General features: G+C 59.3%; 23 protein-coding genes and 1 pseudogene. 6 read left to right on the top strand and 18 right to left on the bottom strand.

Annotated features, from left to right (window positions below; genetic code table 11):
- Nucleotides 1-108 precede the first annotated feature (108 nt).
- Nucleotides 109-1,488 (top strand): annotated as a pseudogene (locus tag CSK29544_RS08910) (MFS transporter).
- Nucleotides 1,488-1,862: a hypothetical protein gene (locus CSK29544_RS08905; protein WP_007894568.1), complete on the top strand. Its 375-nt coding sequence runs from the start codon at nucleotides 1,488-1,490 to the stop codon at nucleotides 1,860-1,862. Before CSK29544_RS08910 ends, CSK29544_RS08905 begins: the two are co-directional and overlap by 1 nt.
- Nucleotides 1,863-1,916: 54 nt before the next feature.
- Here the strand turns inward: CSK29544_RS08905 and rpoS are convergent, their stop codons facing one another.
- The 13 genes from rpoS to cysG form a co-directional block, all read right to left on the bottom strand.
- Nucleotides 1,917-2,909, bottom strand: a complete 993-nt coding sequence (gene rpoS, locus CSK29544_RS08900) for an RNA polymerase sigma factor RpoS (protein ID WP_007663544.1) — start codon at nucleotides 2,907-2,909, stop codon at nucleotides 1,917-1,919.
- A gap of 59 nt (nucleotides 2,910-2,968) precedes the next feature.
- Nucleotides 2,969-4,108, bottom strand: a complete 1,140-nt coding sequence (nlpD, locus tag CSK29544_RS08895; protein ID WP_007894563.1) for a murein hydrolase activator NlpD — start codon at nucleotides 4,106-4,108, stop codon at nucleotides 2,969-2,971.
- A 127-nt stretch (nucleotides 4,109-4,235) separates the two neighbouring features.
- The gene (locus CSK29544_RS08890) at nucleotides 4,236-4,862 is read right to left on the bottom strand and encodes a protein-L-isoaspartate(D-aspartate) O-methyltransferase (RefSeq protein WP_012123933.1); all 627 of its coding nucleotides are present in this window, start codon (nucleotides 4,860-4,862) and stop codon (nucleotides 4,236-4,238) included.
- Nucleotides 4,856-5,617 carry a 5'/3'-nucleotidase SurE gene (surE, locus tag CSK29544_RS08885; protein ID WP_007777731.1) on the bottom strand — a complete coding sequence of 254 codons (762 nt, stop codon included), beginning with the start codon at nucleotides 5,615-5,617 and terminating at the stop codon, nucleotides 4,856-4,858. The genes CSK29544_RS08890 and surE overlap by 7 nt, the downstream gene beginning before the upstream one ends.
- Nucleotides 5,618-5,997: 380 nt before the next feature.
- Nucleotides 5,998-7,047, bottom strand: coding sequence for a tRNA pseudouridine(13) synthase TruD (gene truD / locus CSK29544_RS08880; protein ID WP_007894558.1), 1,050 nt, complete (start codon nucleotides 7,045-7,047; stop codon nucleotides 5,998-6,000).
- Entirely contained in the window at nucleotides 7,044-7,523 is a 480-nt protein-coding gene (gene ispF, locus CSK29544_RS08875; protein WP_007851809.1) for a 2-C-methyl-D-erythritol 2,4-cyclodiphosphate synthase, read from the bottom strand. Before ispF ends, truD begins: the two co-directional genes overlap by 4 nt.
- The gene (gene ispD / locus CSK29544_RS08870; RefSeq protein ID WP_007894555.1) at nucleotides 7,523-8,233 is read right to left on the bottom strand and encodes a 2-C-methyl-D-erythritol 4-phosphate cytidylyltransferase; all 711 of its coding nucleotides are present in this window, start codon (nucleotides 8,231-8,233) and stop codon (nucleotides 7,523-7,525) included. The genes ispF and ispD overlap by 1 nt, the downstream gene beginning before the upstream one ends.
- 19 nt (nucleotides 8,234-8,252) lie before the next feature.
- Nucleotides 8,253-8,564, bottom strand: a complete 312-nt coding sequence (gene ftsB / locus CSK29544_RS08865) for a cell division protein FtsB (protein WP_004387922.1) — start codon at nucleotides 8,562-8,564, stop codon at nucleotides 8,253-8,255.
- 162 nt (nucleotides 8,565-8,726) lie between these two features.
- Nucleotides 8,727-9,050 carry a DUF3561 family protein gene (locus CSK29544_RS08860; RefSeq protein ID WP_004387921.1) on the bottom strand — a complete coding sequence of 108 codons (324 nt, stop codon included), beginning with the start codon at nucleotides 9,048-9,050 and terminating at the stop codon, nucleotides 8,727-8,729.
- A 49-nt stretch (nucleotides 9,051-9,099) separates the two neighbouring features.
- Complete coding sequence (cysC, locus tag CSK29544_RS08855) at nucleotides 9,100-9,705, bottom strand: adenylyl-sulfate kinase (protein ID WP_007894552.1); 606 nt, start codon at nucleotides 9,703-9,705, stop codon at nucleotides 9,100-9,102.
- On the bottom strand, nucleotides 9,705-11,132 hold the full coding sequence (gene cysN / locus CSK29544_RS08850; RefSeq protein ID WP_007894549.1) for a sulfate adenylyltransferase subunit CysN: 1,428 nt from the start codon (nucleotides 11,130-11,132) through the stop codon (nucleotides 9,705-9,707). The genes cysC and cysN overlap by 1 nt, the downstream gene beginning before the upstream one ends.
- Before the next feature lie 9 nt (nucleotides 11,133-11,141).
- Nucleotides 11,142-12,050 carry a sulfate adenylyltransferase subunit CysD gene (cysD, locus tag CSK29544_RS08845; protein WP_004387918.1) on the bottom strand — a complete coding sequence of 303 codons (909 nt, stop codon included), beginning with the start codon at nucleotides 12,048-12,050 and terminating at the stop codon, nucleotides 11,142-11,144.
- A 9-nt stretch (nucleotides 12,051-12,059) separates the two neighbouring features.
- Complete coding sequence (gene cysG, locus CSK29544_RS08840) at nucleotides 12,060-13,475, bottom strand: siroheme synthase CysG (protein ID WP_029039222.1); 1,416 nt, start codon at nucleotides 13,473-13,475, stop codon at nucleotides 12,060-12,062.
- Between the two features lie 244 nt (nucleotides 13,476-13,719).
- On the opposite strand from cysG, the gene CSK29544_RS08835 reads away from it, so the two are divergent.
- The gene (locus tag CSK29544_RS08835; RefSeq protein WP_007894539.1) at nucleotides 13,720-14,709 is read left to right on the top strand and encodes an aminopeptidase; all 990 of its coding nucleotides are present in this window, start codon (nucleotides 13,720-13,722) and stop codon (nucleotides 14,707-14,709) included.
- A gap of 31 nt (nucleotides 14,710-14,740) precedes the next feature.
- Here CSK29544_RS08835 and cysH read toward each other — a convergent pair whose 3' ends face one another.
- The 3 genes from cysH to cysJ all read right to left on the bottom strand — a co-directional run bounded on the left by cysH (nucleotide 14,741) and on the right by cysJ (nucleotide 19,145).
- Nucleotides 14,741-15,475 (bottom strand): phosphoadenosine phosphosulfate reductase, encoded by a 735-nt coding sequence (gene cysH, locus CSK29544_RS08830; protein ID WP_004387915.1) that lies wholly within the window; start codon nucleotides 15,473-15,475, stop codon nucleotides 14,741-14,743.
- A gap of 155 nt (nucleotides 15,476-15,630) precedes the next feature.
- Nucleotides 15,631-17,343 (bottom strand): assimilatory sulfite reductase (NADPH) hemoprotein subunit, encoded by a 1,713-nt coding sequence (gene cysI, locus CSK29544_RS08825; RefSeq protein ID WP_029039223.1) that lies wholly within the window; start codon nucleotides 17,341-17,343, stop codon nucleotides 15,631-15,633.
- Nucleotides 17,343-19,145: an NADPH-dependent assimilatory sulfite reductase flavoprotein subunit gene (gene cysJ, locus CSK29544_RS08820; RefSeq protein ID WP_029039224.1), complete on the bottom strand. Its 1,803-nt coding sequence runs from the start codon at nucleotides 19,143-19,145 to the stop codon at nucleotides 17,343-17,345. Before cysJ ends, cysI begins: the two co-directional genes overlap by 1 nt.
- Between cysJ and CSK29544_RS24845 the strand changes: the two genes are divergently transcribed.
- The gene (locus CSK29544_RS24845; RefSeq protein ID WP_007701306.1) at nucleotides 19,144-19,269 is read left to right on the top strand and encodes a hypothetical protein; all 126 of its coding nucleotides are present in this window, start codon (nucleotides 19,144-19,146) and stop codon (nucleotides 19,267-19,269) included. The two genes, cysJ and CSK29544_RS24845, sit on opposite strands and share 2 nt — an antisense overlap.
- Nucleotides 19,270-19,449: 180 nt before the next feature.
- Nucleotides 19,450-19,812, top strand: coding sequence for a 6-carboxytetrahydropterin synthase QueD (gene queD, locus CSK29544_RS08815; RefSeq protein ID WP_004387911.1), 363 nt, complete (start codon nucleotides 19,450-19,452; stop codon nucleotides 19,810-19,812).
- Between the two features lie 183 nt (nucleotides 19,813-19,995).
- On the opposite strand, the gene queE is transcribed toward queD, so the two are convergent.
- A complete protein-coding gene (queE, locus tag CSK29544_RS08810; RefSeq protein ID WP_004386873.1) occupies nucleotides 19,996-20,667 on the bottom strand; it encodes a 7-carboxy-7-deazaguanine synthase QueE in 672 nt (223 codons plus the stop codon).
- Between the two features lie 197 nt (nucleotides 20,668-20,864).
- Between queE and CSK29544_RS08805 the strand changes: the two genes are divergently transcribed.
- Nucleotides 20,865-21,833 (top strand): TPM domain-containing protein, encoded by a 969-nt coding sequence (locus CSK29544_RS08805; protein ID WP_007894515.1) that lies wholly within the window; start codon nucleotides 20,865-20,867, stop codon nucleotides 21,831-21,833.
- On the opposite strand, the gene CSK29544_RS08800 is transcribed toward CSK29544_RS08805, so the two are convergent.
- Nucleotides 21,819-22,508, bottom strand: a complete 690-nt coding sequence (locus CSK29544_RS08800) for an N-acetylmannosamine-6-phosphate 2-epimerase (protein WP_007894513.1) — start codon at nucleotides 22,506-22,508, stop codon at nucleotides 21,819-21,821. The two genes, CSK29544_RS08805 and CSK29544_RS08800, sit on opposite strands and share 15 nt — an antisense overlap.
- Nucleotides 22,509-22,510 lie beyond the last annotated feature (2 nt).

The following is a 22,510-nucleotide window of genomic DNA, read 5'->3' as shown; positions in this document are numbered from 1 at the left end:
CGTCTTTGCGTCGATTGTCAAAAAGGGTTTGACAGTATATCAACCCGGACGCCGTTTTTCCTTTCATGGCGAGCGGTTAGAGTGCCCCTCTTCCACAGAGGGCGTGCCATGACCTATCGAAACAGAGTTACCCTGATTTATCTGCTGGGCTTTTTTCTCGATCTCATCAATATGTTTATCGCGGCGGTGGCCTTTCCGGCCATTGGCGATGCGCTGCATGCGTCAGTGACGCAGCTTTCATGGATTAGCAACGCCTACATAGCCGGGCTGACGGTGGTGATCCCGCTCAGCGCCTGGCTCACGCAGCGCCTCGGCGCGCGGCGTCTGTTTTTACTGTCGCTGGCGCTGTTCACCGTGGCGACGGCGGCCTGCGGTATGGCGATGTCACTGGAGTCGCTCATCTTCTGGCGCGTCATCCAGGGCGCGGGCGGCGGCGTGTTGATCCCGGTCGGGCAGGCGCTGGTCTGGCAGTTATATGCAAAACACGAGCGTGCCGGGCTCTCTTCCGCCGTGATGCTGACGGGCCTGCTGGCACCGGCGCTTTCGCCGGTCGCAGGCGGAGTTATCGTTCAGACGGCGGGCTGGCAGTGGGTTTTTCTGGCGAGCCTGCCGCTCTCGATGCTGGCGCTTGTGATGGCGTTCTGCTGGCTCAGGCCCGATGCGCCAGCGCCCGATAAACGCCCGCTCGATACGATAAGCGTCATTACCGGCGCAGGCGGCCTGCTGCTGGTGCTGTTCGGGCTGAATGAACTTAGCGAAAAAGCGTCGCCGTGGCTTGCCGCGGCAGGTCTTACGTCGGGCATGGTGCTTATGGCGCTGATGCTGCGCCGCTGTCGTCGTCATCCCGCGCCGCTGCTGAGAGTGCATCTGCTGGGCGAGCCGCTGATGCGTTTTTCGATGCTGGTTTATCAGTGCGTGCCCGGCATGTTTATTGGCGTTAACGTGGTCGGCATGTTCTGGCTACAAACCGTCGCGGGGCTTTCACCCGCCGCCAGCGGCGCGCTGATGGTGCCATGGTCGGTGGCGTCGTTTATGGCGATTTCCGCGACCGCCCGTCTGTTTAACCGCCTCGGCCCGCGGCCGTTAATTTCCCTCGGCTGCCTGTTGCAGGCGGGCGGGATTGTGCTGCTGACGCAAACCAATGCGCAAAGCCCGTGGGCGCTGCTGGTCACGGCGTTCTTTCTGATGGGCGCAGGCGGCAGCCTGTGCAGCAGCACGGCGCAGAGCAGCGCGTTTTTGCATACCGCCAATACCGATATGCCGGACGCCAGCGCGCTGTGGAATATCAACCGCCAGCTCAGCTTCTGCTTTGGCGTCACGCTGGTGAGCCTCGCGCTGAATGCGCTGCTGATGTAGTTTTCACCACTTGTCGCCTGGCAGGCGACGTTTACCCTCGCGGCGGCGCTGACGCTGGTGCCGCTGATTTTCGCGTGGCGTCTGCCCCGTCAGGCTGTCACGCTGTCATTTGTCGAAAAGAAGGAGAAGTGATGAATCGCTGGTTTAAAGAAGTTCTCGACGCCCATGTGGCAATTGAACGCTGGCTCGGCCGGGGCGAGGGTGATGTCCAGGCGCTGCTGGGCCGTTTTAGCCCGGACTATTCCATGATCCCGCTGAACGGTGTGCCGCTCGATATGCACGCGCTCAACGCGTTCTTTACCGCCGCGGGCGGCAGTAAACCCGGGCTTGAGATTCAGGTGGATGCGCTTTCGGTGATCGCCGAATGGCCCGATGGCGCGGTCGTGGGGTATCGCGAAACGCAGCGGATAGCGCAGGAGAGCACGGTGCGCTGGTCGACCGTCGTGTTTGAACTTCATGAAGGAGAGCCGCGCTGGCGTCATCTGCAGGAGACGCGGCAGGCGTAAGGTGCAAAAGAAAAAGGCCAGTCGGATGACTGGCCTTTTTGACGGGAATGGTGATTATTCGCGGAACAGCGCTTCGATGTTCAGCCCCTGGCCCTGCAGAATTTCACGCAGACGGCGCAGGCCTTCAACCTGAATCTGGCGAACGCGTTCACGAGTCAGGCCAATTTCACGACCGACATCTTCAAGCGTTGCCGCTTCGTAACCGAGCAGACCGAAACGACGGGCCAGAACTTCACGCTGTTTGGCGTTCAGTTCGAACAGCCATTTGACGATGCTCTGTTTCATATCATCGTCTTGCGTGGTGTCTTCCGGGCCGTTGTCTTTCTCATCGGCCAGGATATCCAGCAGCGCTTTCTCTGAATCACCACCCAGCGGGGTGTCAACAGAGGTAATACGCTCGTTCAGGCGCAGCATACGGCTAACGTCATCAACCGGTTTATCCAGCTGTTCTGCAATCTCTTCTGCACTCGGTTCGTGGTCCAGTTTATGCGACAGTTCACGAGCGGTACGCAGATAGACGTTAAGCTCTTTTACGATGTGAATCGGCAGGCGAATCGTACGGGTTTGGTTCATGATTGCCCGTTCGATGGTCTGACGAATCCACCAGGTTGCGTACGTAGAGAAACGGAACCCGCGTTCCGGGTCAAATTTCTCAACAGCGCGGATAAGCCCCAGGTTGCCCTCTTCAATCAGATCCAGCAGCGCCAGACCACGATTGCTGTAACGGCGGGCAATCTTCACCACCAGACGCAGGTTACTTTCGATCATGCGACGGCGGGAGGCTACATCACCACGCAGAGCGCGGCGTGCGAAATAAACTTCTTCTTCAGCGGTTAGCAGAGGCGAATAACCAATCTCACCAAGATACAGCTGAGTTGCATCTAATACACGCTGTGTTGAACCCTGCGACAGCAGCTCTTCTTCAGCCAGGTCGTTATCACTGGGTTCCTCTTCTACCAAGGCTTTTTCGTCAAAAGCCTCTACTCCGTTCTCATCAAATTCCGCGTCTTCATTTAAGTCATGAACTTTCAGCGTATTCTGATTCATAAGGTGGCTCCTACCCGTGATCCCTGAGCAAAGCGCCTGAAGAAGCGCACTCTGCCAATTTATCGCTGCGGCAAATAGCGCAGCGGGTTTACGGATTTCCCCTTGTAACGAATTTCAAAATGTAAGCGTGTTGAACTGGTTCCGGAGCTACCCATGGTAGCGATTTTCTGCCCCGCCTTAACTTCTTGTTGTTCCCGGACCAGCATTGTGTCGTTATGGGCGTAGGCACTCAGGTAATCATCGTTGTGTTTGATGATAATAAGATTACCGTAACCGCGAAGCGCATTACCGGCGTACACAACACGACCATCTGCGGTCGCGATGATTGCCTGTCCTTTGCTGCCTGCGATATCGATCCCTTTGTTCCCCCCTTCAGCGGCGGAGAAGTTCTCGATAACGTTGCCTTCAGTCGGCCAGCGCCAGGTAGCGACAGGTGCGCTATTGGTCGTGCTGCTTACGGTCGGTTCTTGCGTGCTAACAACAGGTGCTGTGGAAGGAGCCACGACTGCCCCAGAGCTCACATTCCCAGGCAACATTTTGTTAGCACTCTGTTCACCTGAATCCTCAGAGTAAATAATTGTCGGTTTCGACGCAACCACTGTGCTGGTATTTTGCGCAGGTTTTGAGACTATTCCTTGTGCGCTTGCATCAGCTTGTGTAATTGCATTGCCACCTGTGATCGGCGTACCAGATGCGTTACCTACCTGCAACGTCTGACCGACATTAAGGCTGTACGGGGCTTCAATATGGTTACGCTGCGCGAGGTCACGGAAATCGTTCCCGGTAATCCAGGCGATATAAAACAGCGTATCCCCGCGTTTTACGGTATAGGTGCTACCGCCCGCATAGCTGCCTTTCGGAATATTCCCATACTTGCGATTGTAAACAATACGGCCGTTCTGGGTCTGAACCGGCTCATCAGGGATCGCCTGCGTCTGACGCGGCTGGCTTATCTGCGGCTGCACCGGCGCTGGTTGAATCTGCGGCTGGCTTGCCTGCGTGGAGATATTCGATGGCGGCATAATCATCCCGCCGCCTGCGCCGGAACTGGCTTCTGCGCTGCTGCTCGCGCTGCCGCCAACGGAACTGACAGGCGCCGGTGCGGAGGAGTTATTTGAATTACATGCCGCCAGACAAAGCGAAATCAGTGACAGCGCCGCGACACGGCGTGCTGTGAAGGTTGGGCTTCCCGCGCTCATTTATCCCCCTGGAATGGTTTACTTCTCTATAAATACGATGACAACCGCTCTGCCCGGCGTCTGGCCGGCGCGATTTTCGCCCACCATACGCCAAAAACGCGCTAAAAACTCAGGAAAAATTCCTGGTTTACGCCAGCTCCCCTTTTACCAGAGGCACAAAGCGTACGGCTTCTACGGTGTCGATAATAAATTCGCTCCCCCGCCGACGAACGCGCTTTAACACCTGCTGTTCGTCGCCCACGGGAAGAACCAGAATGCCGCCCTCGTCCAGTTGCGACAGCAAGGCTGTCGGGATTTCAGGCGGAGCGGCAGTCACAATAATAGCGTCAAATGGCGCGCGCGCCTGCCAGCCCTGCCAGCCATCGCCGTGGCGGGTGGAGATATTATGCAGATCGAGCTGCTTTAAACGCCGTCTGGCATGCCATTGCAGGCTTTTAATGCGCTCGACAGAACAGACATGATGCACCAGATGCGCCAGAATCGCCGTCTGGTAGCCGGAGCCGGTGCCGATTTCCAGCACCCGGGAGGCGGGCGTAAGCGTCAAAAGCTCGGTCATCCGCGCCACCATATAAGGCTGAGAAATGGTTTGCCCTGAACCAATAGGCAGCGCAACGTTTTCCCAGGCCTTGTGCTCAAACGCTTCATCGACAAATTTTTCACGCGGCACGCGCGAAATCGCCTCAAGCACGCGTTCATCTTTAATGCCCTGAGCACGCAGTTGATTCAGAAGGGTCTGAACACGATTGTTTACCATTGCCCGTTCACTCCGGCGCTGGATAACCAGCGGGTTACCACATCCTGCGCGCTGTGCGCGGTTAAATCGACATGCAACGGCGTGACGGAGACGTAGCCTTCGTCCACCGCGGCGAAATCGGTATCCGGGCCGGCGTCGAGCTTCTCGCCCGGCGGGCCAATCCAGTAGAGCGTGTTGCCGCGCGGATCGTCCTGCGGAATGACTTTATCCGCCGGATGACGGCTGCCGCAGCGGGTGACGCGAATGCCTTTGATCTCCTCAAGCGGCAGATCGGGCACGTTGATATTGAGGATGCGCCCGGTGCGCAGCGGCTCGCGGGCCAGCGCCCGTAACAGCGTGCAGGTCACGGCAGCGGCGGTCTCGTAGTGCTCGTGGCCGTTAAGAGACACCGCCAGCGCCGGCAGGCCCAGATGACGGCCTTCCATCGCCGCGGCCACGGTGCCGGAGTAAATCACGTCATCGCCAAGATTCGGCCCGGCATTGATGCCGGAGACGACCACATCAGGGCGCGGGCGCATCAGCGCGTTAACGCCGAGGAAGACGCAGTCGGTGGGCGTGCCCATCTGCACCGCGATGTCGCCGTTGGGGTAGGTGAACGTGCGAAGCGAAGATTCGAGCGTTAAGGAGTTAGACGCGCCGCTACGGTTGCGGTCGGGAGCCACCACCTGAACCTCAGCGAATTCACGCAACGCTTTCGCCAGCGCCTGAATGCCCGGCGCGTGGATCCCGTCATCATTACTTAACAATATCCGCATAACGCGCGTAATCCTTTCCTGGTGTTAAACATGCAAGCGTGATTCCTTAAATCTCATTCTGCTTTTTCTGTTTGCCTGCGCTGAAGCTGATTCAGGCAGAAGGCCGGATAGCCGCTCGCTGGCATTCTAACGCGCGATGCCGCTGTCCGGTAGGGTCGATTTTCGCAATATCATGTCGTTACATGAGCAGGAGGAATAACGTCCCGCGCTTCGCGTCATCAGTTATTAGTTCATTTTTGCCAGGAAAGCCAAACTGTGGTGTTCAGGAAAAGCGCAATCCGCGAAAGCCGGGCGCTGGCTGTTTGACTGAGCGTAAAGACAAAAAAACCGCCCGGAGGCGGTTTTTGAATGCGTCGCGAAGAAGAAAACGCAATGGGGTGTTACTCGCTGATATCCGAGACATCGTCAGCGGTATTAAACAGCTCCCGGATAACGCTGGTGGCGAAGCTGCCGGCGGGCAGCCAGAAGCTCACCTCAAGCGTCGCATCGTCCTGCCACTGCCAGCGCAGCTCGCGCGGGAACAGTAACATGGCGCGTCGGGCGGCCTCGACCTTTTCACGGGTCAACAGCGTCAGCAACTCGGTTTCGTCTGCAAGCGTCGCCTGCTCAAACGCCAGCGCCGCGCGCTGGGTGCCCCAGTCGCCGCTGCCGGGCAGCGCGGCGGTGATCAGCAGCTCACCGTTATCCACCCGAGCCTGTAAATCAGTAAGTTCCTCAGGGGTGGCGACAAACCAGCTGCCGCGCCCGGCGAGTTGCAGCGCGTCGCCGTCCATCACCTGGTTAACCCCGAAGCGTTGCAGACGTTCGCTGACCAGCGTGTTAAACATCAGGCTGCGCGCGGCAGAGAGCGCGAAACCGCGCTTATTGCGCTCGCGCGGCGGCTGGCCGGTTTGCGCCCAGCGCTTCGCCTGGTAGATATTGCTGCCGCCCCGCCCGAAACGCTGCGGGCCGAAATAGTTCGGCACGCCCTTTTCGCTAATCAGGATCAGGCGCTGTTCGATTTCATCGCGGTGCGTAATATCGCGCAGCACCAGTGAGAAGCGGTTGCCTTTCAGCGCGCCTAAACGCAGCTTGCGGCGGTGACGGGCGAACTCCAGCACCTCACAGCCTTCCAGCGTAAACGCGCGCATCGCGGGCATCTCTTTGCCCGGCAGTCGCGCGCACAGCCACTGCTCCGTTACCGCGTATTTATCTTTCTGCCCCGCAAAGCTGACCTCACGCGCCGCGATGCCGAGAAACTTCGCCAGCGCGTCCGCCACCGCGCGGGTGTTGCAGCCGGTTTTACGGATGCGCACCAGCAGGTGTTCACCGTCGCCGTCAGGCGCGAAGCCTAAATCCTCGACCACCTGAAAATCGCTCGGGCTGGCCTTCAGACGCCCCTGCCCCTGCGGCTGACCGTGCAGCCAGCGCAGCGTGTTGAAATCACTCATGCGCCAGCCTTCATCAGCAGCGCCACGGCTTCGCAGGCGATGCCTTCGCCGCGGCCGGTAAAGCCGAGTTTTTCCGTCGTGGTCGCTTTCACGTTCACCTGATCCATATGGCAGCCCAGATCTTCGGCGATAAACACGCGCATCTGCGGGATGTGCGGAGCCATTTTCGGTGCCTGAGCGATGATGGTGACATCGACGTTGCCAAGCGTGTAGCCCTTCGCCTGGATACGACGCCAGGCTTCACGCAGCAGTTCGCGGCTATCGGCGCCTTTAAAGGCCGGATCGGTATCCGGGAACAGTTTGCCGATATCGCCCAGCGCCGCCGCGCCAAGCAGCGCGTCAGTCAGCGCGTGAAGCGCCACATCGCCGTCAGAGTGCGCCAGCAGCCCTTGCTCATAAGGAATACGGACGCCGCCAAGAATAATCGGGCCTGTGCCACCAAAGGCGTGTACGTCAAAACCATGTCCGATACGCATTATGCCGTCTCCATAGGGGTTAAGCGGGTAAGATAGAACGCCGCCAGAGCCAGATCCTCAGGGCGGGTCACTTTAATATTGTCCGCGCGACCGGCGACCAGCTCCGGGTGGAAACCGCAGTGCTCCAGCGCCGAGGCTTCGTCGGTAATGGTCGCGCCTTCCGCGAGCGCGCGCGTCAGGCAGTCGCGCAGCAGTTCCAGCGGGAACAGCTGCGGGGTGAGCGCATGCCAGAGGTTTTCGCGATCGACGGTATGCGCGATAGCGGGTTTGCCCGGCTCCGCGCGCTTCATGGTGTCGCAGGCGGGCGCGGCGAGAATGCCGCCGACCTGGCTGGTTTCTGTTAAGGCCAGCAGCCGTTCGAGATCCTGGACGGCAAGGCACGGGCGCGCGGCGTCATGCACCAGCGCCCAGCGCGCGTCGCCCGCGGCCTGAAGCCCGGCCAGCACGGAATCAGCCCGCTGCGCGCCGCCGCGCACCACCTGGATATCCGGATGCGCCGCGAGCGGCAGCCGGGCGAAGGCGGTGTCAGCAGGGCTTATCGCGATGATCACCCGGCTGATGCGCGGATGCTGCAACAGCGGGGCGACCGCGTGTTCGAGAATCGTCTGGTTCCCGATGGTGAGGTATTGTTTGGGACATTCCGTCTGCATACGGCTGCCGATTCCGGCCGCCGGCACCACGGCAATCACGTCCGCAAAGGAAGGCGCCATGTGTAAAACCCGCTTCTGGTTATCGATTATTTTGCGCAGGCCCACCGGCGCGTTTTGTGGCGTCCGGCACCAGACGATAGAAGGTTTCGCCCGGTTTGGTCATGCTTAATTCGTTGCGCGCGCGTTCTTCGATAGCTTCCTGACCGCCGTTGAGATCGTCTATCTCGGCGAAAAGCTGATCGTTACGCGCTTTGAGTTTGGCGTTCGTGGCCTGCTGTACCGCCACGTCGTCGGCTACGCGGGAATAGTCGTGGATGCCGTTTTTTCCAAACCACAGCGAATACTGTAGCCAGACCAGCAAAGCCAGCAATAGCAGCGTTAGTTTACCCATTCTGCCCCCTGAAAAACGGCCTCATCATCCCATAACTTCCCGCCGGACTCTACCCGGCTTGCTACGACGTGCAGGTTAAGAAATTAAACAGCGGCAGAATGTACCACAGAAAGCGCGCCGATGCGCATGCGCCGGTAGAGAGAGTGTGAAAATCGCGAAAGGTTAGCTCACCAGCCAGAGAAAGAGCAGACCGAACATCAGCCCGACGCTGATGAGCGTGGCAAGCGTGCTGTAGACCAGACGGCGCTCCAGCAGCGAAAAGACCGCCACGCCGACCACCACGGCCACCGGCATCAAGGCCAGAAAAAACGGCCAGGTATAGAGCATGAAAAAGAGCGTATTGGAGCCGTAGAGCAGAAACGGCGCGCCAAGCGCCAGTAGCCACGAAATAAAGCCCACCACGGCGCCAGGCCAGGCCCAAGTGGGTTCTTCGACGGCAGGCGCGCTATCCGCCTGGGTGACAATCATATTCGTGGTATTCCGCATCGCTTATCCTGTGACGTGACGGGCCGGGAAAAGGACTCCCGGCGCGGTCTCAGGATTTGATGATATCTTCGCGACGCAGCAGGTCTAACAATTGCGCCATCAAATTTGTTACCAATTGTTGGCCGTCGAGATGAATTTCCGGGCTCTCGGGTGCCTCATACACGGCATCAATGCCGGTAAAGTTACGCAGTTCGCCGGCGCGGGCTTTTTTATAGAGCCCCTTCGGATCGCGTGCTTCGCACACCGAAAGCGGCGTGTCCACAAACACCTCGATAAAGCGCCCGTCGCCCAGCTGATCGCGCACCATCTGACGCTCGGCGCGGTGCGGCGAGATAAACGCGGTCAATACAACGAGACCGGCGTCCACCATGAGTTTCGCCACTTCGCCGACGCGGCGAATGTTCTCTTTACGATCGTCGTCGCTAAAGCCCAGATCGCTGCACAGGCCGTGGCGCACGTTGTCGCCATCCAGTAGATAGGTGCTCACGCCAAGCTGATGCAGCGCCTCTTCCAGCGCCCCCGCGACGGTGGATTTTCCGGAGCCCGAAAGCCCCGTAAACCACAGCACCACGCCGCGGTGGCCGTGGAGCTGCTCGCGCTGCGCTGTGGTCACCGGGTGGGCGTGCCAGACGACATTTTCGTCATGCTGCGCCATTATTTGCCTCCCAGCAGATCGCGCGCGCCCCAGTGCGGGAAGTGACGGCGAATCAGCTGATTCAGCTCCAGCTCAAACGCGCTGAATGCGGAAGGCTCCTGATACACATTCTGTTGCGGCTCGCGCACCATACCCGCGCCGACCGTCACATTAGAGAGGCGGTCGATAAAGATAAGCCCGCCGGTCACCGGGTTCTCCTGGTATTTATCGAGGTTCAGCGGCTCGTCGAAGGTCAGATCCACAAGGCCGATGCCGTTGAGCGGCAGGTTTTCCACCACGCGCTGGGTCAGGTTGTTGATATCGACCTGATACTGAACGTTGTCCACACGCGCGCGGGTTTTCTTCCCGGCGATTTTGATGTCGTAGCTCTGGCCCGGCACCAGCGGCTGCTCGGCCATCCAGACCACGTCCACCGCGGCGCTTTGTACCGCCGCCAGCGTCTGGGAGGCGTCCACCAGCAGGTCGCCGCGACTGATGTCGATTTCATCTTTCAGCACCAGCGTGACGGCTTCGCCCGCGCCCGCTTCCTGTAAATCGCCGTCAAAGGTGACGATACGCGCCACGCTCGACTCCACGCCGGACGGCAGCGCCTTCACGCGCTGGCCCACTTTCACCACGCCGCCCGCGACGGTGCCCGCGTAACCACGGAAATCGAGGTTCGGGCGGTTAACGTACTGCACCGGGAAGCGCAGCGGCTGCTCGTCGACCACGCGCTGGATCTCGATATTTTCCAGCACTTCCAGCAGCGTCGGGCCGGTATACCACGGCATATTCTGGCTCTGCACCGCCACGTTGTCGCCTTCCAGCGCCGACAGCGGCACAAAGCGAATGTCCAGGTTGCCCGGCAACTGCCCCGCGAACGTCAGGTAGTCCTGGCGAATGCGCTCAAACGTCTCTTCGCTGAAATCCACCAGATCCATTTTGTTCACCGCCACCACCAGATGCTTGATGCCGAGCAGCGTCGAGATAAAGCTGTGGCGGCGGGTCTGATCCAGCACGCCTTTACGGGCGTCCATCAGCAGAATAGCCAGATCGCAGGTAGAAGCCCCGGTCGCCATGTTGCGGGTGTACTGCTCATGCCCCGGAGTGTCGGCGATGATAAATTTGCGTTTTTCGGTGGAGAAATAGCGGTACGCCACGTCGATCGTGATGCCCTGCTCGCGCTCGGCCTGAAGGCCGTCCACCAGCAGCGCGAGATCCAGTTTCTCGCCCTGGGTGCCGTGGCGCTTGCTGTCATTATGCAGCGACGAGAGCTGATCTTCATAAATCTGGCGGGTATCGTGCAGCAGACGGCCAATCAGGGTGCTTTTCCCGTCATCCACGCTGCCGCAGGTCAGAAAGCGCAGCAGGCTTTTATGCTGCTGAGCGTGCAGATAAGCTTCCACGCCGCCTTCTTTGGCGATCTGTTGTGCGATAGTGGTGTTCATGGCGGCTCCTTAGAAATAACCCTGACGTTTTTTAAGCTCCATTGAGCCTGCCTGGTCGCGGTCGATAACGCGCCCCTGGCGCTCGCTGGTGGTGGAGACCAGCATCTCTTCGATGATCTCCGGCAGCGTCTGCGCGTTCGATTCCACCGCGCCGGTCAGCGGCCAGCAGCCCAGGGTACGAAAGCGCACCATGCGCGGTTTGATCTCTTCGCCCGGCTGCAAATCGATACGATCGTCGTCGATCATCATCAGCATGCCGTCGCGCTCCAGCACCGGACGCTCGGCGGCCAGGTACAGCGGTACAATCTCGATATTTTCCAGATAGATGTACTGCCAGATATCCAGCTCGGTCCAGTTGGAGAGCGGGAAGACGCGAATGCTTTCGCCTTTGTTGATCTGGCCGTTGTAGTTGTGCCACAGCTCAGGACGCTGGTTTTTCGGATCCCAGCGGTGGAAGCGGTCACGGAAGGAGTAAATACGCTCTTTGGCGCGGGATTTCTCCTCGTCACGGCGCGCACCGCCGAAAGCGGCGTCAAAACCGTACTTGTTCAGCGCCTGCTTCAGCCCTTCGGTTTTCATGATGTCGGTGTGCTTGGCGCTGCCGTGAACGAACGGGTTAATGCCCATCGCCACGCCTTCCGGGTTTTTGTGCACCAGCAGCTCGCAGCCGTAGGCTTTGGCGGTGCGGTCGCGAAATTCGTACATTTCACGAAACTTCCAGCCGGTATCCACATGCAGCAGCGGGAACGGCAGCGTGCCGGGGTAAAACGCCTTGCGCGCCAGATGCAGCATGACGCTGGAGTCTTTACCGATGGAGTACATCATCACTGGGTTGGCGAATTCCGCAGCCACTTCACGAATGATATGGATGCTTTCCGCCTCCAGTTGCCGCAGGTGAGTGAGTCGTTTTTGATCCATAACCTTTCCTTAAGCCAGATTCACCACGGAAGAACGAAGGTTTTCCGCGTCGGTTGAATGTTGAAACCAGGCGAGCTGCTGGTGGAGCTGCACCACTTCGCCCACAACGAGCAGCGCGGGCATGGGCGCATCTTTCGCAAGAATGTTGAGTGTGTCGAGCGTGCCGGTCAGTACGCGCTGGTCGTCGCGCGTGCCGCGGCTGATGACCGCGACCGGCGTTTTGGCGTCGCGGCCATGCGCGATAAGCTGCTGGCTTATCTCCGCCGCTTTCATGGTGCCCATATAGATGGCGAGCGTCTGACGGCTTTTGGCGAGCAACGCCCAGTCGAACGGCTCGCTGTCCGGTTTGTAATGGCCGGTGACGAACACCGCGCTCTGGGCGTAATCACGATGGGTCAGCGGAATACCGGCGTAGGCCGTGGCGCCGCTGGCCGCCGTGACGCCGGGCACGACCTGAAACGGCACGCCTGCGGCTTTGGCCGCTTCCAGCTCTTCGCCGCCGCGCCCGAAAATAAACGGGTCGCCGCCTTTCAGGCGCACGACGGTTTTGCCCTCACGGGCGAAATCAATCAGCATCTGGTTGGTTTCATGCTGCGCCACCGCGTGCGCGCCCGCGCGTTTGCCCACACAAATGCGGTCGGCGTCGCGGCGCACCAGATCCAGCACGCCGTCGCTCACCAGATGGTCGTAAAGCACGACGTCCGCCTGCTGCATCACCTGCAAACCGCGCAGCGTCAACAGCCCCGCGTCGCCAGGGCCTGCGCCCACCAGAATGATTTCCCCCTGCGGGCCTTGCGGCGCATCGAGTTCGGCTTCCAGCACCGCTTCGGCGGCGCGGGTGTCGCCTGCGGCCATCAGGCTCGCAAAGCGTCCGCGAAAGGCTTTTTCCCAGAAGCGGCGGCGTCCGTCGGTCGTGGGAATGCGCGCTTTAATCCGATCGCGAAAGCCGCCCGCCACTTCGGCCATACGTCCTAGGCTTGCCGGCAGCAGAGATTCGATTTTCTCGCGCAGCAGCCGCGCCAGCACCGGCGCGTTGCCGCTGGAGGAGATAGCGACAATAAGCGGCGAGCGGTCAACGATTGAGGGGAAAATAAACGAGCACAGCGGTTGATCGTCCACCACGTTGACCAGGCGCTGACGGGCGTTAGCTTCATCAAAGACCCGGCGGTTGAGCGCTGCGTCACTGGTTGCCGCGATAACGAGAAACACCGCATCGAGCTGCGCAGGCTCAAACGACTGCGCCAGCCAGCGCAGCGCGCCTTCCTGCTCAAGCGCTGCGAGTTCCGGGTGCAGCTTTTTCGCCACGACAGAGACGCAGGCACCCGCGCGACGCAGCAGCGCGATTTTACGCAGCGCCACTTCGCCGCCACCGACCACCAGCACCGGGCGCTGTTTCAGTTGAGCAAATAACGGGAGATATTCCACGACGATACAACTCGCTAACAACAGGGGACCAGAGGGGACTATAGGGGGAGGCCGATCGCAGATGAAATTACGAATTGGCATTTATAGTTCCACAAAGGAATAAGGCCGCAGAAATGCAAATATCAAAAAGTGCTTAAGCCGTGAAATTTCTGGCGTTTAACGGTAAATCAAATTGTGTAACCGACGTCACAGTTTCATACTAAGCGCCATTAACTGGTCGCGCTTTTTTGAGTAAGGACGTTCTATGTTTTCCGCAGTGCGCCACTGCACCCTGAGCCTGGCGCTGAGCGTATGCTTCACCCTGCCCGCTTTCTCGCACCCCCTTCATCCCGGCGATATCGCCAGTGAGCAAACCCGTCATATCGCGACGTTATTTCCAGGCCGCATGACCGGGTCACCCGCTGAGATGCTCGCTGCAGATTATCTGCGTCAGCAGTTTGTGCGTCTCGGTTACCAGAGCGATATTCGCGCGTTTCACAGCCGCTATATCTACACCGCCGGAAACCATCGTACCAACTGGCAGAACGTGACCGGCAGCACTGTCATTGCCGCCCACGAAGGCACATCGCCGCAACAGATTATCGTGATGGCGCATTTTGATACCTATGCGCCGCAGAGCGACGCGGATGTCGATAACAATCTTGGCGGGCTGACGCTACAGGGCGTGGATGACAACGCGGCGGGCGTCGGCGTGATGCTGGAGCTGGCGGAGCGCCTGAAAGATGTGCCGACGCGCTACGGCGTGCGCTTTATCGCCACCAGCGGCGAAGAAGAAGGCGGCATGGGCGCGGAGAACCTGCTTAAGCGGATGAGCGACATTGAGAAAAAACAGACGCTGCTGGTGATTAACCTCAGCCATCTGGTGGCGGGCGATAAACTCGCGTTTACCAGCGGTAAGCGTACGCCTGCCGCAGTGCGCCAGCTAACGCGCGACAGCGCGGTGAAGCTTGCGCGCCGTTTTGGCATTCCGGTCGCGGCAAACAGCGTGCTGCCTGCGGATAACGACGCCGCCGCGTTTGATAACGCGGGCATTCCGGTGCTGGCGATTGCCGCCGTCAATGACGCCACCCGCCATCGCGGGCGTCACGCGCTCGCGCCGGTGGCGCGCAACGCCCGCGAGGATAGCCTACAATATCTGGATCAGACGCTGCCGGGGCGTATCGACAAACGCTGTCGCGACGTGATGCGCGTACTGCTGCCGCTGGTGAAAACGCTGGCGAAAGCGGAGAAGTAAAAAAGCGCGCCTCAGGGCGCGCTTTTTTTTATTAGCCTTCGTGCAGGCCGCATTCGCGTTTCAGGCCAAAGAAGCGGGTCTCTTCTTCCGCCATGCCGGGCTCCCATTTACGGGTGGTATGGGTATCGCCCACCGAGAGATAGCCTTCGTCCCACAGCGGGTGGTATTTCAGCCCGTGCTTCTGGAGGTATTGATAAACCGTGCGGTTGTCCCAGTCGATGATCGGCAGAATTTTAAAGACGCCGCGCTGCACGCCCAGCACCGGCAGATTCGCGCGGCTACCGGACTGATCGCGGCGCAGGCCCGCAAACCAGGTCTGCGCGTTAAGTTCTTTCAGCGCGCGGTTCATCGGCTCGACTTTATTGATGTCGTTGTATTTCTCGATCCCTTCAACGCCCTGCTCCCACAGCTTGCCGTAGCGCGCCTCCTGCCAGGCCGGGCTTTGCTCGGCGCGATAGATTTTCAGGTTCAGGTTGAGCTTTTCGGTCAGCTCGTCGATAAAGCGATAGGTTTCCGGGAAGAGATAGCCGGTATCGGTGAGGATCACCGGAATATCCGGGCGCTGCTGCGTGACCAGATGCAGGCAGACCGCCGCCTGGATGCCGAAGCTTGAGGAGAGCACAAACTCGCCCGGCAGGTTTTCCAGCGCCCAGCTGACGCGCGCCTCGGCGCTTAACGCCTCAAGCTGCGCGTTGGTGTCGGCCAGCGCCCCGGCACGGGCGTCTTTTTCCAGTGCGTTCAGCGCATGTAGATCGAGTACGGACATGTGAACCTCGCTTGCATGAATGTGATACCGGTGTGGCGGTGACGCGCCAGGCGCGCTGGCGGGTGCGCTACGCTTACCCGCCCTACGGAATGGCAGCCCGTTGTAGGGTGGATAAGCGCAGCGCATCCACCGTTACCGCCCACCGCGCTAACCGTTTATTCCCAGAAATCCCGCGCCGGGTCGAGCACCGGACGGATAATCCCGGCGCGCACCGTGAAATCGCCAAACCCTTCGCCTGGCTCACGCTCCTGCGCCCAGCGGCCAACCAGCTCGTCGATATTATCGAGGATCTCCGATTCGGTAATGTTTTCACGATACATTCGCGGAATACGCGTACCAATGCGGTTGCCGCCAAGGTGCAGGTTGTAGCGCCCCGGCGCTTTACCCACCAGGCCCAGCTCCGCCAGCATCGCGCGGCCACAGCCGTTCGGGCAACCGGTCACGCGCAACACAATGTGCTCTTCCGCCAGGCCATGCTTCGCCATGATCCCGTCGACTTTATCGATAAACTGCGGCAGGAAACGCTCCGCCTCGGCCATCGCCAGCGGGCAGGTCGGGAAAGAGACGCACGCCATCGAGTTTTCACGCTGCGGCGTCACACCCGCCATCAGGCCGTGGGCGCGGGCGAGCTGTTCGATCTTCGCCTTATCGCCTTCCGGCACGCCCGCCACGATCAGGTTCTGGTTGGCGGTCAGGCGGAAATCGCCTTTATGGATTCTGGCGATTTCCTTCAGGCCGGTTTTCAGCGGCTTGTCCGGGAAATCGAGAATACGACCGTTTTCGATAAACAGCGTCAGGTGCCATTTATCATCGATGCCTTTCACCCAGCCGATGCGATCGCCGCGGCCGGTAAATTCATACGGACGCACCGGCTCAAACGTCACGCCTGCGCGGCGTTCCACTTCCGCTTTGAAGACGTCAGGCCCGACGCGCTCCAGCGTATATTTGGTTTTGGCGTTTTTACGATCGGTACGGTTGCCCCAGTCGCGCTGCGTCGTCACCACCGCTTCGGCTACCGCCAGGGTATGCTCCAGCGGAATGTAGCCAAACTCGGTCGCGGTGCGCGCGTAGGTTTTCTTGTTGCCGTGCTCAATGGACAGACCGCCGCCCACCAGCAGGTTAAAGCCGACCAGCTTGCCGTTTTCGGCAATGGCGACGAAGTTCATGTCGTTCGCGTGCAGATCGACATCGTTCTGCGGCGGCACCACCACGGTGGTTTTGAACTTACGCGGCAGATAGGTCGCGCCGAGGATCGGTTCTTCGTCGGTGGTCGCCACTTTCTCCTGATCGAGCCAGATCTCCGCATAGGCGCGGGTGCGCGGCAGCAGATGCTCAGAGAGCTTCTTCGCCCACTCGTAAGCTTCGGCATGCAGTTGCGACTCGACCGGGTTCGAGGTGCAGAGCACGTTACGGTTCATGTCGTTGGCGGTCGCCAGCGCGTCAAGCCCGATGGAATGCAGCATCTGATGCGCCGGCTTGACGTTTTTCTTCAGCAGGCCGTGATACTGGAACGTCTGGCGGTTGGTCAGACGAATGCTGCCGTAAATCGTGTTTTCTTCAGCGAATTTGTCGATAGCCAGCCACTGCTGCGGCGTCATGATGCCGCCCGGCAGACGGCAGCGCAGCATCATCGCGTGACGCGGCTCCAGCTTCTGGGCCGCACGCTCGGCGCGGATATCGCGGTCATCCTGCTGATACATGCCGTGAAAGCGGATCAGCAGAAAGTTGTCGCCATTAAACCCGCCGGTCAGCCCGTCATGTAAATCTTCGGCAATGGTGCCGCGCAGGAAGTTACTTTCACGCTTCATGCGTTCCGCATCGGAAAGTTTTCCTTCGACCACCAAAGGTCCTGGGTATTTTTCGCTCATCAGTAGACGTCTCGCTGGTAACGGCGCTCAACGCGCAGCTCACTTAAATATTCATCCGCCGCTTCGGCATCCATCCCGCCGTAAGCCGCAATCACTTCCAGTAACGCCTGCTCGACATCTTTCGCCATGCGATTGGCGTCGCCGCAGACATAAAGGTGCGCGCCTTCCTGGATCCAGCGCCACAGCTCCGCGCCCTGCTCGCGGATTTTATCTTGTACGTAAATTTTATGGTCCTGATCGCGCGACCAGGCAAGGTCGATGCGGGTCAACAGCCCTTCTTTGACATAGCGCTGCCATTCGACCTGGTAGAGGAAGTCTTCCGTAAAGTGCGGGTTGCCGAAGAAAAGCCAGTTTTTACCGGTCGCGCCATCGGCTTCGCGCTGCTGCATAAAGGCGCGGAACGGCGCGATGCCGGTGCCGGGGCCAATCATAATGACGGGCGTTTCAGGCGTTGTCGGCAGGCGGAAGTTGTCGTTGTGCTCGATGAACACGCGCACTTCGCCATCTTCTTCCAGACGGTCAGCAAGATAGCTCGACGCCCCGCCCGCACGCGCGCGGCCTTCGATGTCGAAACGCACCACGCCGACGGTAATGTGCACTTCGTTTTCGACTTCCGCCTGCGACGAAGCGATGGAATAGAGGCGCGGCGTAAGGGGGCGCAGCAAACCGAGCAGTTGGTCGGCCTCAAGCTGGGCCGGTGCGAAGCGCACCATATCGACGATGGGCGTCCTGGCGGCATAGTCCTGCAGCTTCGCTTTATCACCCACCAGCGGCAGCAGCGCTTCACTGCGGGTCAGCGTCGCGTAATTTTCAACGATAGCGGCGGTATTCACCGTCAGCTCGAAATGCCACTGCAGCGCTTCGCTGAGCGGCAGCGTTTTCTCGCCCACCGTCACCGGCTCGTCGCCTTTCAGCCACAGCAGCTCAAGAAGTTCCTGCACCAGCGCGGGATCGTTCTGATACCAGACGCCGAGCGCGTCGCCCGGCTGATAGCGCAGGCCCGCATCGCCGAGATCGATTTCGATATGGCGCACGTCTTTTTCTGAATGACGACCGGTGATTTTCTGGTTCACCGAGAGCGTCGCGGTAAGCGGCGATTCTTTGGTATAGGGGGTCGAATCGACCAGATTGACCGCGCCGCTGGCGGTGATCGCCGCCTGGGACGGCGCTTCTTTTGGTACGCGCGCTTTCAGGACGTCAACCACGCGCTGACGCCACGCCTGGGCGGCCGCCTGGTATTCGACATCGGCATCCACGCGGTCCAGCAGGCGCTCGGCACCGAGTTCCGCAAGACGGGTATCGAAATCTTTACCGGCCTGGCAGAAGTGTTCATAAGAGGTGTCGCCAAGGCCAAAGACGGCGAAAGCCGTGCCATCAAGCTTCGGCGCTTTTTTCGACAGCAGGAATTTGTGCAGCGCGACGGCTTCTTCCGGCGGATCGCCTTCGCCCTGGGTTGAGGCCACGACGATAAGCAGTTTTTCCTGGGCAATTTGTTTGAATTTATAGTCGCCCGCGTTTACCAGATTCACATTGAGCTGCGCCGCCAGCAGATCGTCGCGCAGCGCTTCCGCCACGCGGCGCGCGTTGCCGGTCTGGGAAGCGGAAATCAGCGTAATCACCGACGCCGGCGCCGCGGGCTTTTGCATCACCGCCGCACCTGGCTGTTGGTTTACCATTCCCCAGAAATAGCCCGAAAGCCAGGCGAGCTGCGTGGGGGTGAAATCATGAGTCGCCGTCTGAAGGCGAGCCAGCTGCTCCGGGCTGAGCGGGAGCAAAGCGTTCGGTGGGGCCTGAGTCGTCATGCGTCGTTATGTTCCAGTAGCAAAGCTGTTTTTTATCGCAAAAACAGAAGAGAAAGTAAGGGTAACGGCGGCAAGAATAACAATTAAAGAAGGGATGGAAATAATAAATAACCAAATGGACTAACCAGTTTTACCAATAAGCATAAGCGTAAAAACGGGTTAACCAATCAATTGAAATTAATGATTATTTTTTTAAATAGCGATGCGTTTTGTGCGCTTATCGTTTATGAGGGTTTTAGTTAATGCTAAAAACGGTCAATTCCGGTACTATGCGGCGGTTTTTTAGCAAGACTGAGACTGCGTTATGCCTACCACCCTGTTTAAAGATTTTATCTTCGAAGCCGCTCACCGACTCCCCCATGTCCCCGAAGGCCACAAGTGCGGTCGTCTGCACGGACACTCTTTTATGGTGCGCCTGGAGATAACGGGCGAGGTGGACCCTCATACCGGCTGGATTATCGATTTCGCCGAGCTAAAAGCGGCGTTTAAACCGATTTACGATAGCCTGGATCACTATTATCTGAACGATATTCCGGGCCTTGAAAACCCGACCAGCGAAGTGCTGGCGCGCTGGATCTGGGATCAGATGAAACCCCGTCTGCCGCTGCTGAGCGCGGTGATGATTAAAGAGACCTGCACCGCCGGTTGCGTGTATCGCGGCGAATAGGGCGTTAGTTGTTGATGATGGCAGATACACGTTCTGATGGCGGGTGCGCTGCGCTTACCCGCCCTACAAGACAAACGCCCTGGAATTCTCGTAGGGTGGGTAAGCGCAGCGCACCCACCGCTCACCGCTCACCGCTCACATGCCACACACAAAAAAGAGAGGCTCCATGCCCCTCTTTTTTGTTTATGCGATATTCAGATACTTATGCGTCTGCATCGACAGCCGCCAGTTGCGGGCGATACAGGTTTCGATACACAAGCGGGTCGCATCTTCTTTCTGGCTAATCGGCTGCAGCGCGATCACCCGCTGTCTTTCGTCATGCAGACGCGCCAGCAGTTCATCCAGCGCCTCGATATCACGCATACGCCCCACCGGGTGCTTGATCTCATCGGCGCGCATCAGCGCCTGATCCAGCACCTCGTAACCGCCGCGCATATTCACTTTCGGCGAAACCGTCACCCAGGTGCCCGTGGTACAGCGCACTTCATGGGTGCCGCTGGTTTCAATCTGGCAGCTATAACCGTGCGCTTCCAGAAGCTCCGTTAAGGGCAGCAGGTCGTGAATACACGGCTCACCGCCAGTGATCACCACATGGCGCGCGGTATAAGCCTGGCGCTCAATGGCCGCCAGCAAATCTTCCGGGCTCGCCGCGCCCCATTTATCGCTCTCTTTGGTTTTCGCGATAATGCTGAAAAGCGACACTTCCCGATCGGCGAGCGTCTCCCAGGTGTGTTTGGTGTCGCACCAGGCACAACCTACGGGGCATCCCTGCAGACGAATAAAAATGGCGGGCACGCCGGTAAAATAACCCTCGCCCTGCAGGGTCTGAAACATCTCATTAATCGGGTACTGCATGATTCACTCAGTTGATGACTAAAACGGTAATTATTACAGATAACCGTCGGACTGGCATGTGCCATTTGCGCTATCCGGGCCACCGCTGCCAGGCCCGATAAGAATTCCCCCGAATTCCAGGGCATTGGCAGGCCTGTAAATCGGCAGTTACTATGGCGCGGGACGGCCAGCCGGATAACAAGGACAAGGCGAGAGTTATGGTACGCATATTAACGTCATTCATTTTAACAATAGCGCTGACGTTAGTGAGCGTAAGCGGGCTGGCGCAGCCCCTCGACGTACCGCCGATGCGTGGTGTTATCAACGATCCCGCCGATCTGCTGAGCGGGCAGGAATACGTGGCCTTGCTTGACGACGTGTCGGCAATCAATACCCGCACCCACGCGCAAACAGCGATTCTGGTGTTACCGGAATTAAAAGGCGACAACCTGGAGCGTTTTGCGACGCGCACTTTTAATACCTGGCGGCTCGGCAATGCGCAGCGCAACGATGGCGTGCTGATTCTGGTCGCCTGGCACGATCGTCTGGTGCGTATCGAAACGGGCCGCGGGCTGCAGAAGACGATTCCGGATGCACTGGCGAGTCGGGTAATCAAAGAACAGATGCTGCCCTGGTTCAGGGCGGGCGATCTCACCGCGGGCCTGCGTCATGGGCTGACCGGTATCGATGCGCTGCTCAGCCATCAGCCGCTGCCGCCCGCGACATCGCCCTCGTGGGTACAGGCCTGGCTTAAGCCGTTGCTGCTGAATTTCTCTTACTGGCTGGCGCTGCCTGTTCTCGCCATCGTATTGTTTGCCTTAATCATGCTGCGCAAAAAGAAAACGCTGGTGACGCTTTTTTTCGGCACCTCCTGCCTGCTGACGCCCGCGCTTGCCATCACCAGCAACTTTTTCCCGTGGGTGGAGCCCTTTCTCTGGCTGAGCTTTTCCGTGCCCTTTTTGCTGATGATTCTCGCGCTGGTCGTGGTGTTTGCCTTTCCGAATTATCGGCTCAGCGCGACAGGTAACGGCTCATCGTCCGGCGATACCTCCGCCGCCTGGCTTGCGACCAGCCACCTTCACTCGTCCTCAGGCGGGGACAGCGCCAGCCACCACAGCAGCCACCACAGCGTCAGCTCAGGCGATGGCGGCTCAAGTGACGGCGGCGGCTCGTCAGACAACTGGTGAGCGCAGCGCGTCGGCGAAGCGGCGGGTGATTTGCTGCGGGCGCGTAATAGCGCCGCCCACCACCACAGCATGTGCGCCAAGCGCCAGACAGCGCGCCGCGGCCTCCGGCGTGTCCACATTCCCTTCGGCAATAACCGGGACCGTCACCGCCGCCTGCACGGCTTTTAACAGTGCGAAATCGTCTTCTGGCAGACGATGCCCCTGGGTCTTCGCCGTATAGCCATAAAGCGTGGTGCCCACGCAGTCGAAGCCGAGCGCCTCGGCCGTTACGGCCTCTTCAACGTTTGAGACATCCGCCATCAGCAGTACATCAGGCCAGGTACGGCGGATCTGCCCGACAAACTGTTCGAGCGTTTCGCCGCCAGGGCGCGGACGTGCGGTGGCATCCAGCGCGATCATTTCAGGCGCGGCTTCCATCAGCTCGCTGACTTCGCGCATCGTCGCGGTGATAAACACGTCGCTTGCGGGGTAATCCCGTTTAATGATGCCAATGACCGGCAGCGCCACCTGTTCTTTAATTGCCTTAATATCCGCCACGCTATTAGCGCGGATCCCCGCCGCTCCGCCCTGTGCGGCGGCCAGCGCCATCCTCCCCATAATAAACGGGCTGTGCAGCGGTTCGTTTTCCAGGGCCTGGCAGGAGACCACCAGCTTTCCTTTAATCTGCTCTAACATCG

Origin of the sequence: Cronobacter sakazakii, assembly GCF_000982825.1 — a bacterium.
Lineage (GTDB): Bacteria > Pseudomonadota > Gammaproteobacteria > Enterobacterales > Enterobacteriaceae > Cronobacter > Cronobacter sakazakii.
This window is presented reverse-complemented; position numbering and strand designations above follow the sequence as displayed.

Bases quoted from the DNA above. Each gene is read 5' to 3' on its own strand.
- truD (WP_007894558.1), bottom strand. From the start codon at position 7,047: ATGAGTGATTTCAACACGCTGCGCTGGCTGCACGGTCAGCCGCAGGGG.
- cysC (WP_007894552.1), bottom strand. From the start codon at position 9,705: ATGGCGCAGCATGACGAAAATGTCGTCTGGCACGCCCACCCGGTGACC.
- CSK29544_RS08890 (WP_012123933.1), bottom strand. From the start codon at position 4,862: ATGGTAAACAATCGTGTTCAGACCCTTCTGAATCAACTGCGTGCTCAG.
- cysI (WP_029039223.1), bottom strand. From the start codon at position 17,343: ATGAGCGAAAAATACCCAGGACCTTTGGTGGTCGAAGGAAAACTTTCC.
- CSK29544_RS08860 (WP_004387921.1), bottom strand. From the start codon at position 9,050: ATGCGGAATACCACGAATATGATTGTCACCCAGGCGGATAGCGCGCCT.
- ftsB (WP_004387922.1), bottom strand. From the start codon at position 8,564: ATGGGTAAACTAACGCTGCTATTGCTGGCTTTGCTGGTCTGGCTACAG.
- cysN (WP_007894549.1), bottom strand. From the start codon at position 11,132: ATGAACACCACTATCGCACAACAGATCGCCAAAGAAGGCGGCGTGGAA.
- CSK29544_RS08905 (WP_007894568.1), top strand. From the start codon at position 1,488: ATGAATCGCTGGTTTAAAGAAGTTCTCGACGCCCATGTGGCAATTGAA.
- surE (WP_007777731.1), bottom strand. From the start codon at position 5,617: ATGCGGATATTGTTAAGTAATGATGACGGGATCCACGCGCCGGGCATT.
- queE (WP_004386873.1), bottom strand. From the start codon at position 20,667: ATGCAGTACCCGATTAATGAGATGTTTCAGACCCTGCAGGGCGAGGGT.
- cysJ (WP_029039224.1), bottom strand. From the start codon at position 19,145: ATGACGACTCAGGCCCCACCGAACGCTTTGCTCCCGCTCAGCCCGGAG.
- ispD (WP_007894555.1), bottom strand. From the start codon at position 8,233: ATGGCGCCTTCCTTTGCGGACGTGATTGCCGTGGTGCCGGCGGCCGGA.
- CSK29544_RS08800 (WP_007894513.1), bottom strand. From the start codon at position 22,508: ATGTTAGAGCAGATTAAAGGAAAGCTGGTGGTCTCCTGCCAGGCCCTG.
- nlpD (WP_007894563.1), bottom strand. From the start codon at position 4,108: ATGAGCGCGGGAAGCCCAACCTTCACAGCACGCCGTGTCGCGGCGCTG.
- cysH (WP_004387915.1), bottom strand. From the start codon at position 15,475: ATGTCCGTACTCGATCTACATGCGCTGAACGCACTGGAAAAAGACGCC.
- CSK29544_RS24845 (WP_007701306.1), top strand. From the start codon at position 19,144: ATGCGTCGTTATGTTCCAGTAGCAAAGCTGTTTTTTATCGCAAAAACA.
- cysD (WP_004387918.1), bottom strand. From the start codon at position 12,050: ATGGATCAAAAACGACTCACTCACCTGCGGCAACTGGAGGCGGAAAGC.
- ispF (WP_007851809.1), bottom strand. From the start codon at position 7,523: ATGCGTATCGGACATGGTTTTGACGTACACGCCTTTGGTGGCACAGGC.
- CSK29544_RS08835 (WP_007894539.1), top strand. From the start codon at position 13,720: ATGTTTTCCGCAGTGCGCCACTGCACCCTGAGCCTGGCGCTGAGCGTA.
- queD (WP_004387911.1), top strand. From the start codon at position 19,450: ATGCCTACCACCCTGTTTAAAGATTTTATCTTCGAAGCCGCTCACCGA.
- CSK29544_RS08805 (WP_007894515.1), top strand. From the start codon at position 20,865: ATGGTACGCATATTAACGTCATTCATTTTAACAATAGCGCTGACGTTA.
- rpoS (WP_007663544.1), bottom strand. From the start codon at position 2,909: ATGAATCAGAATACGCTGAAAGTTCATGACTTAAATGAAGACGCGGAA.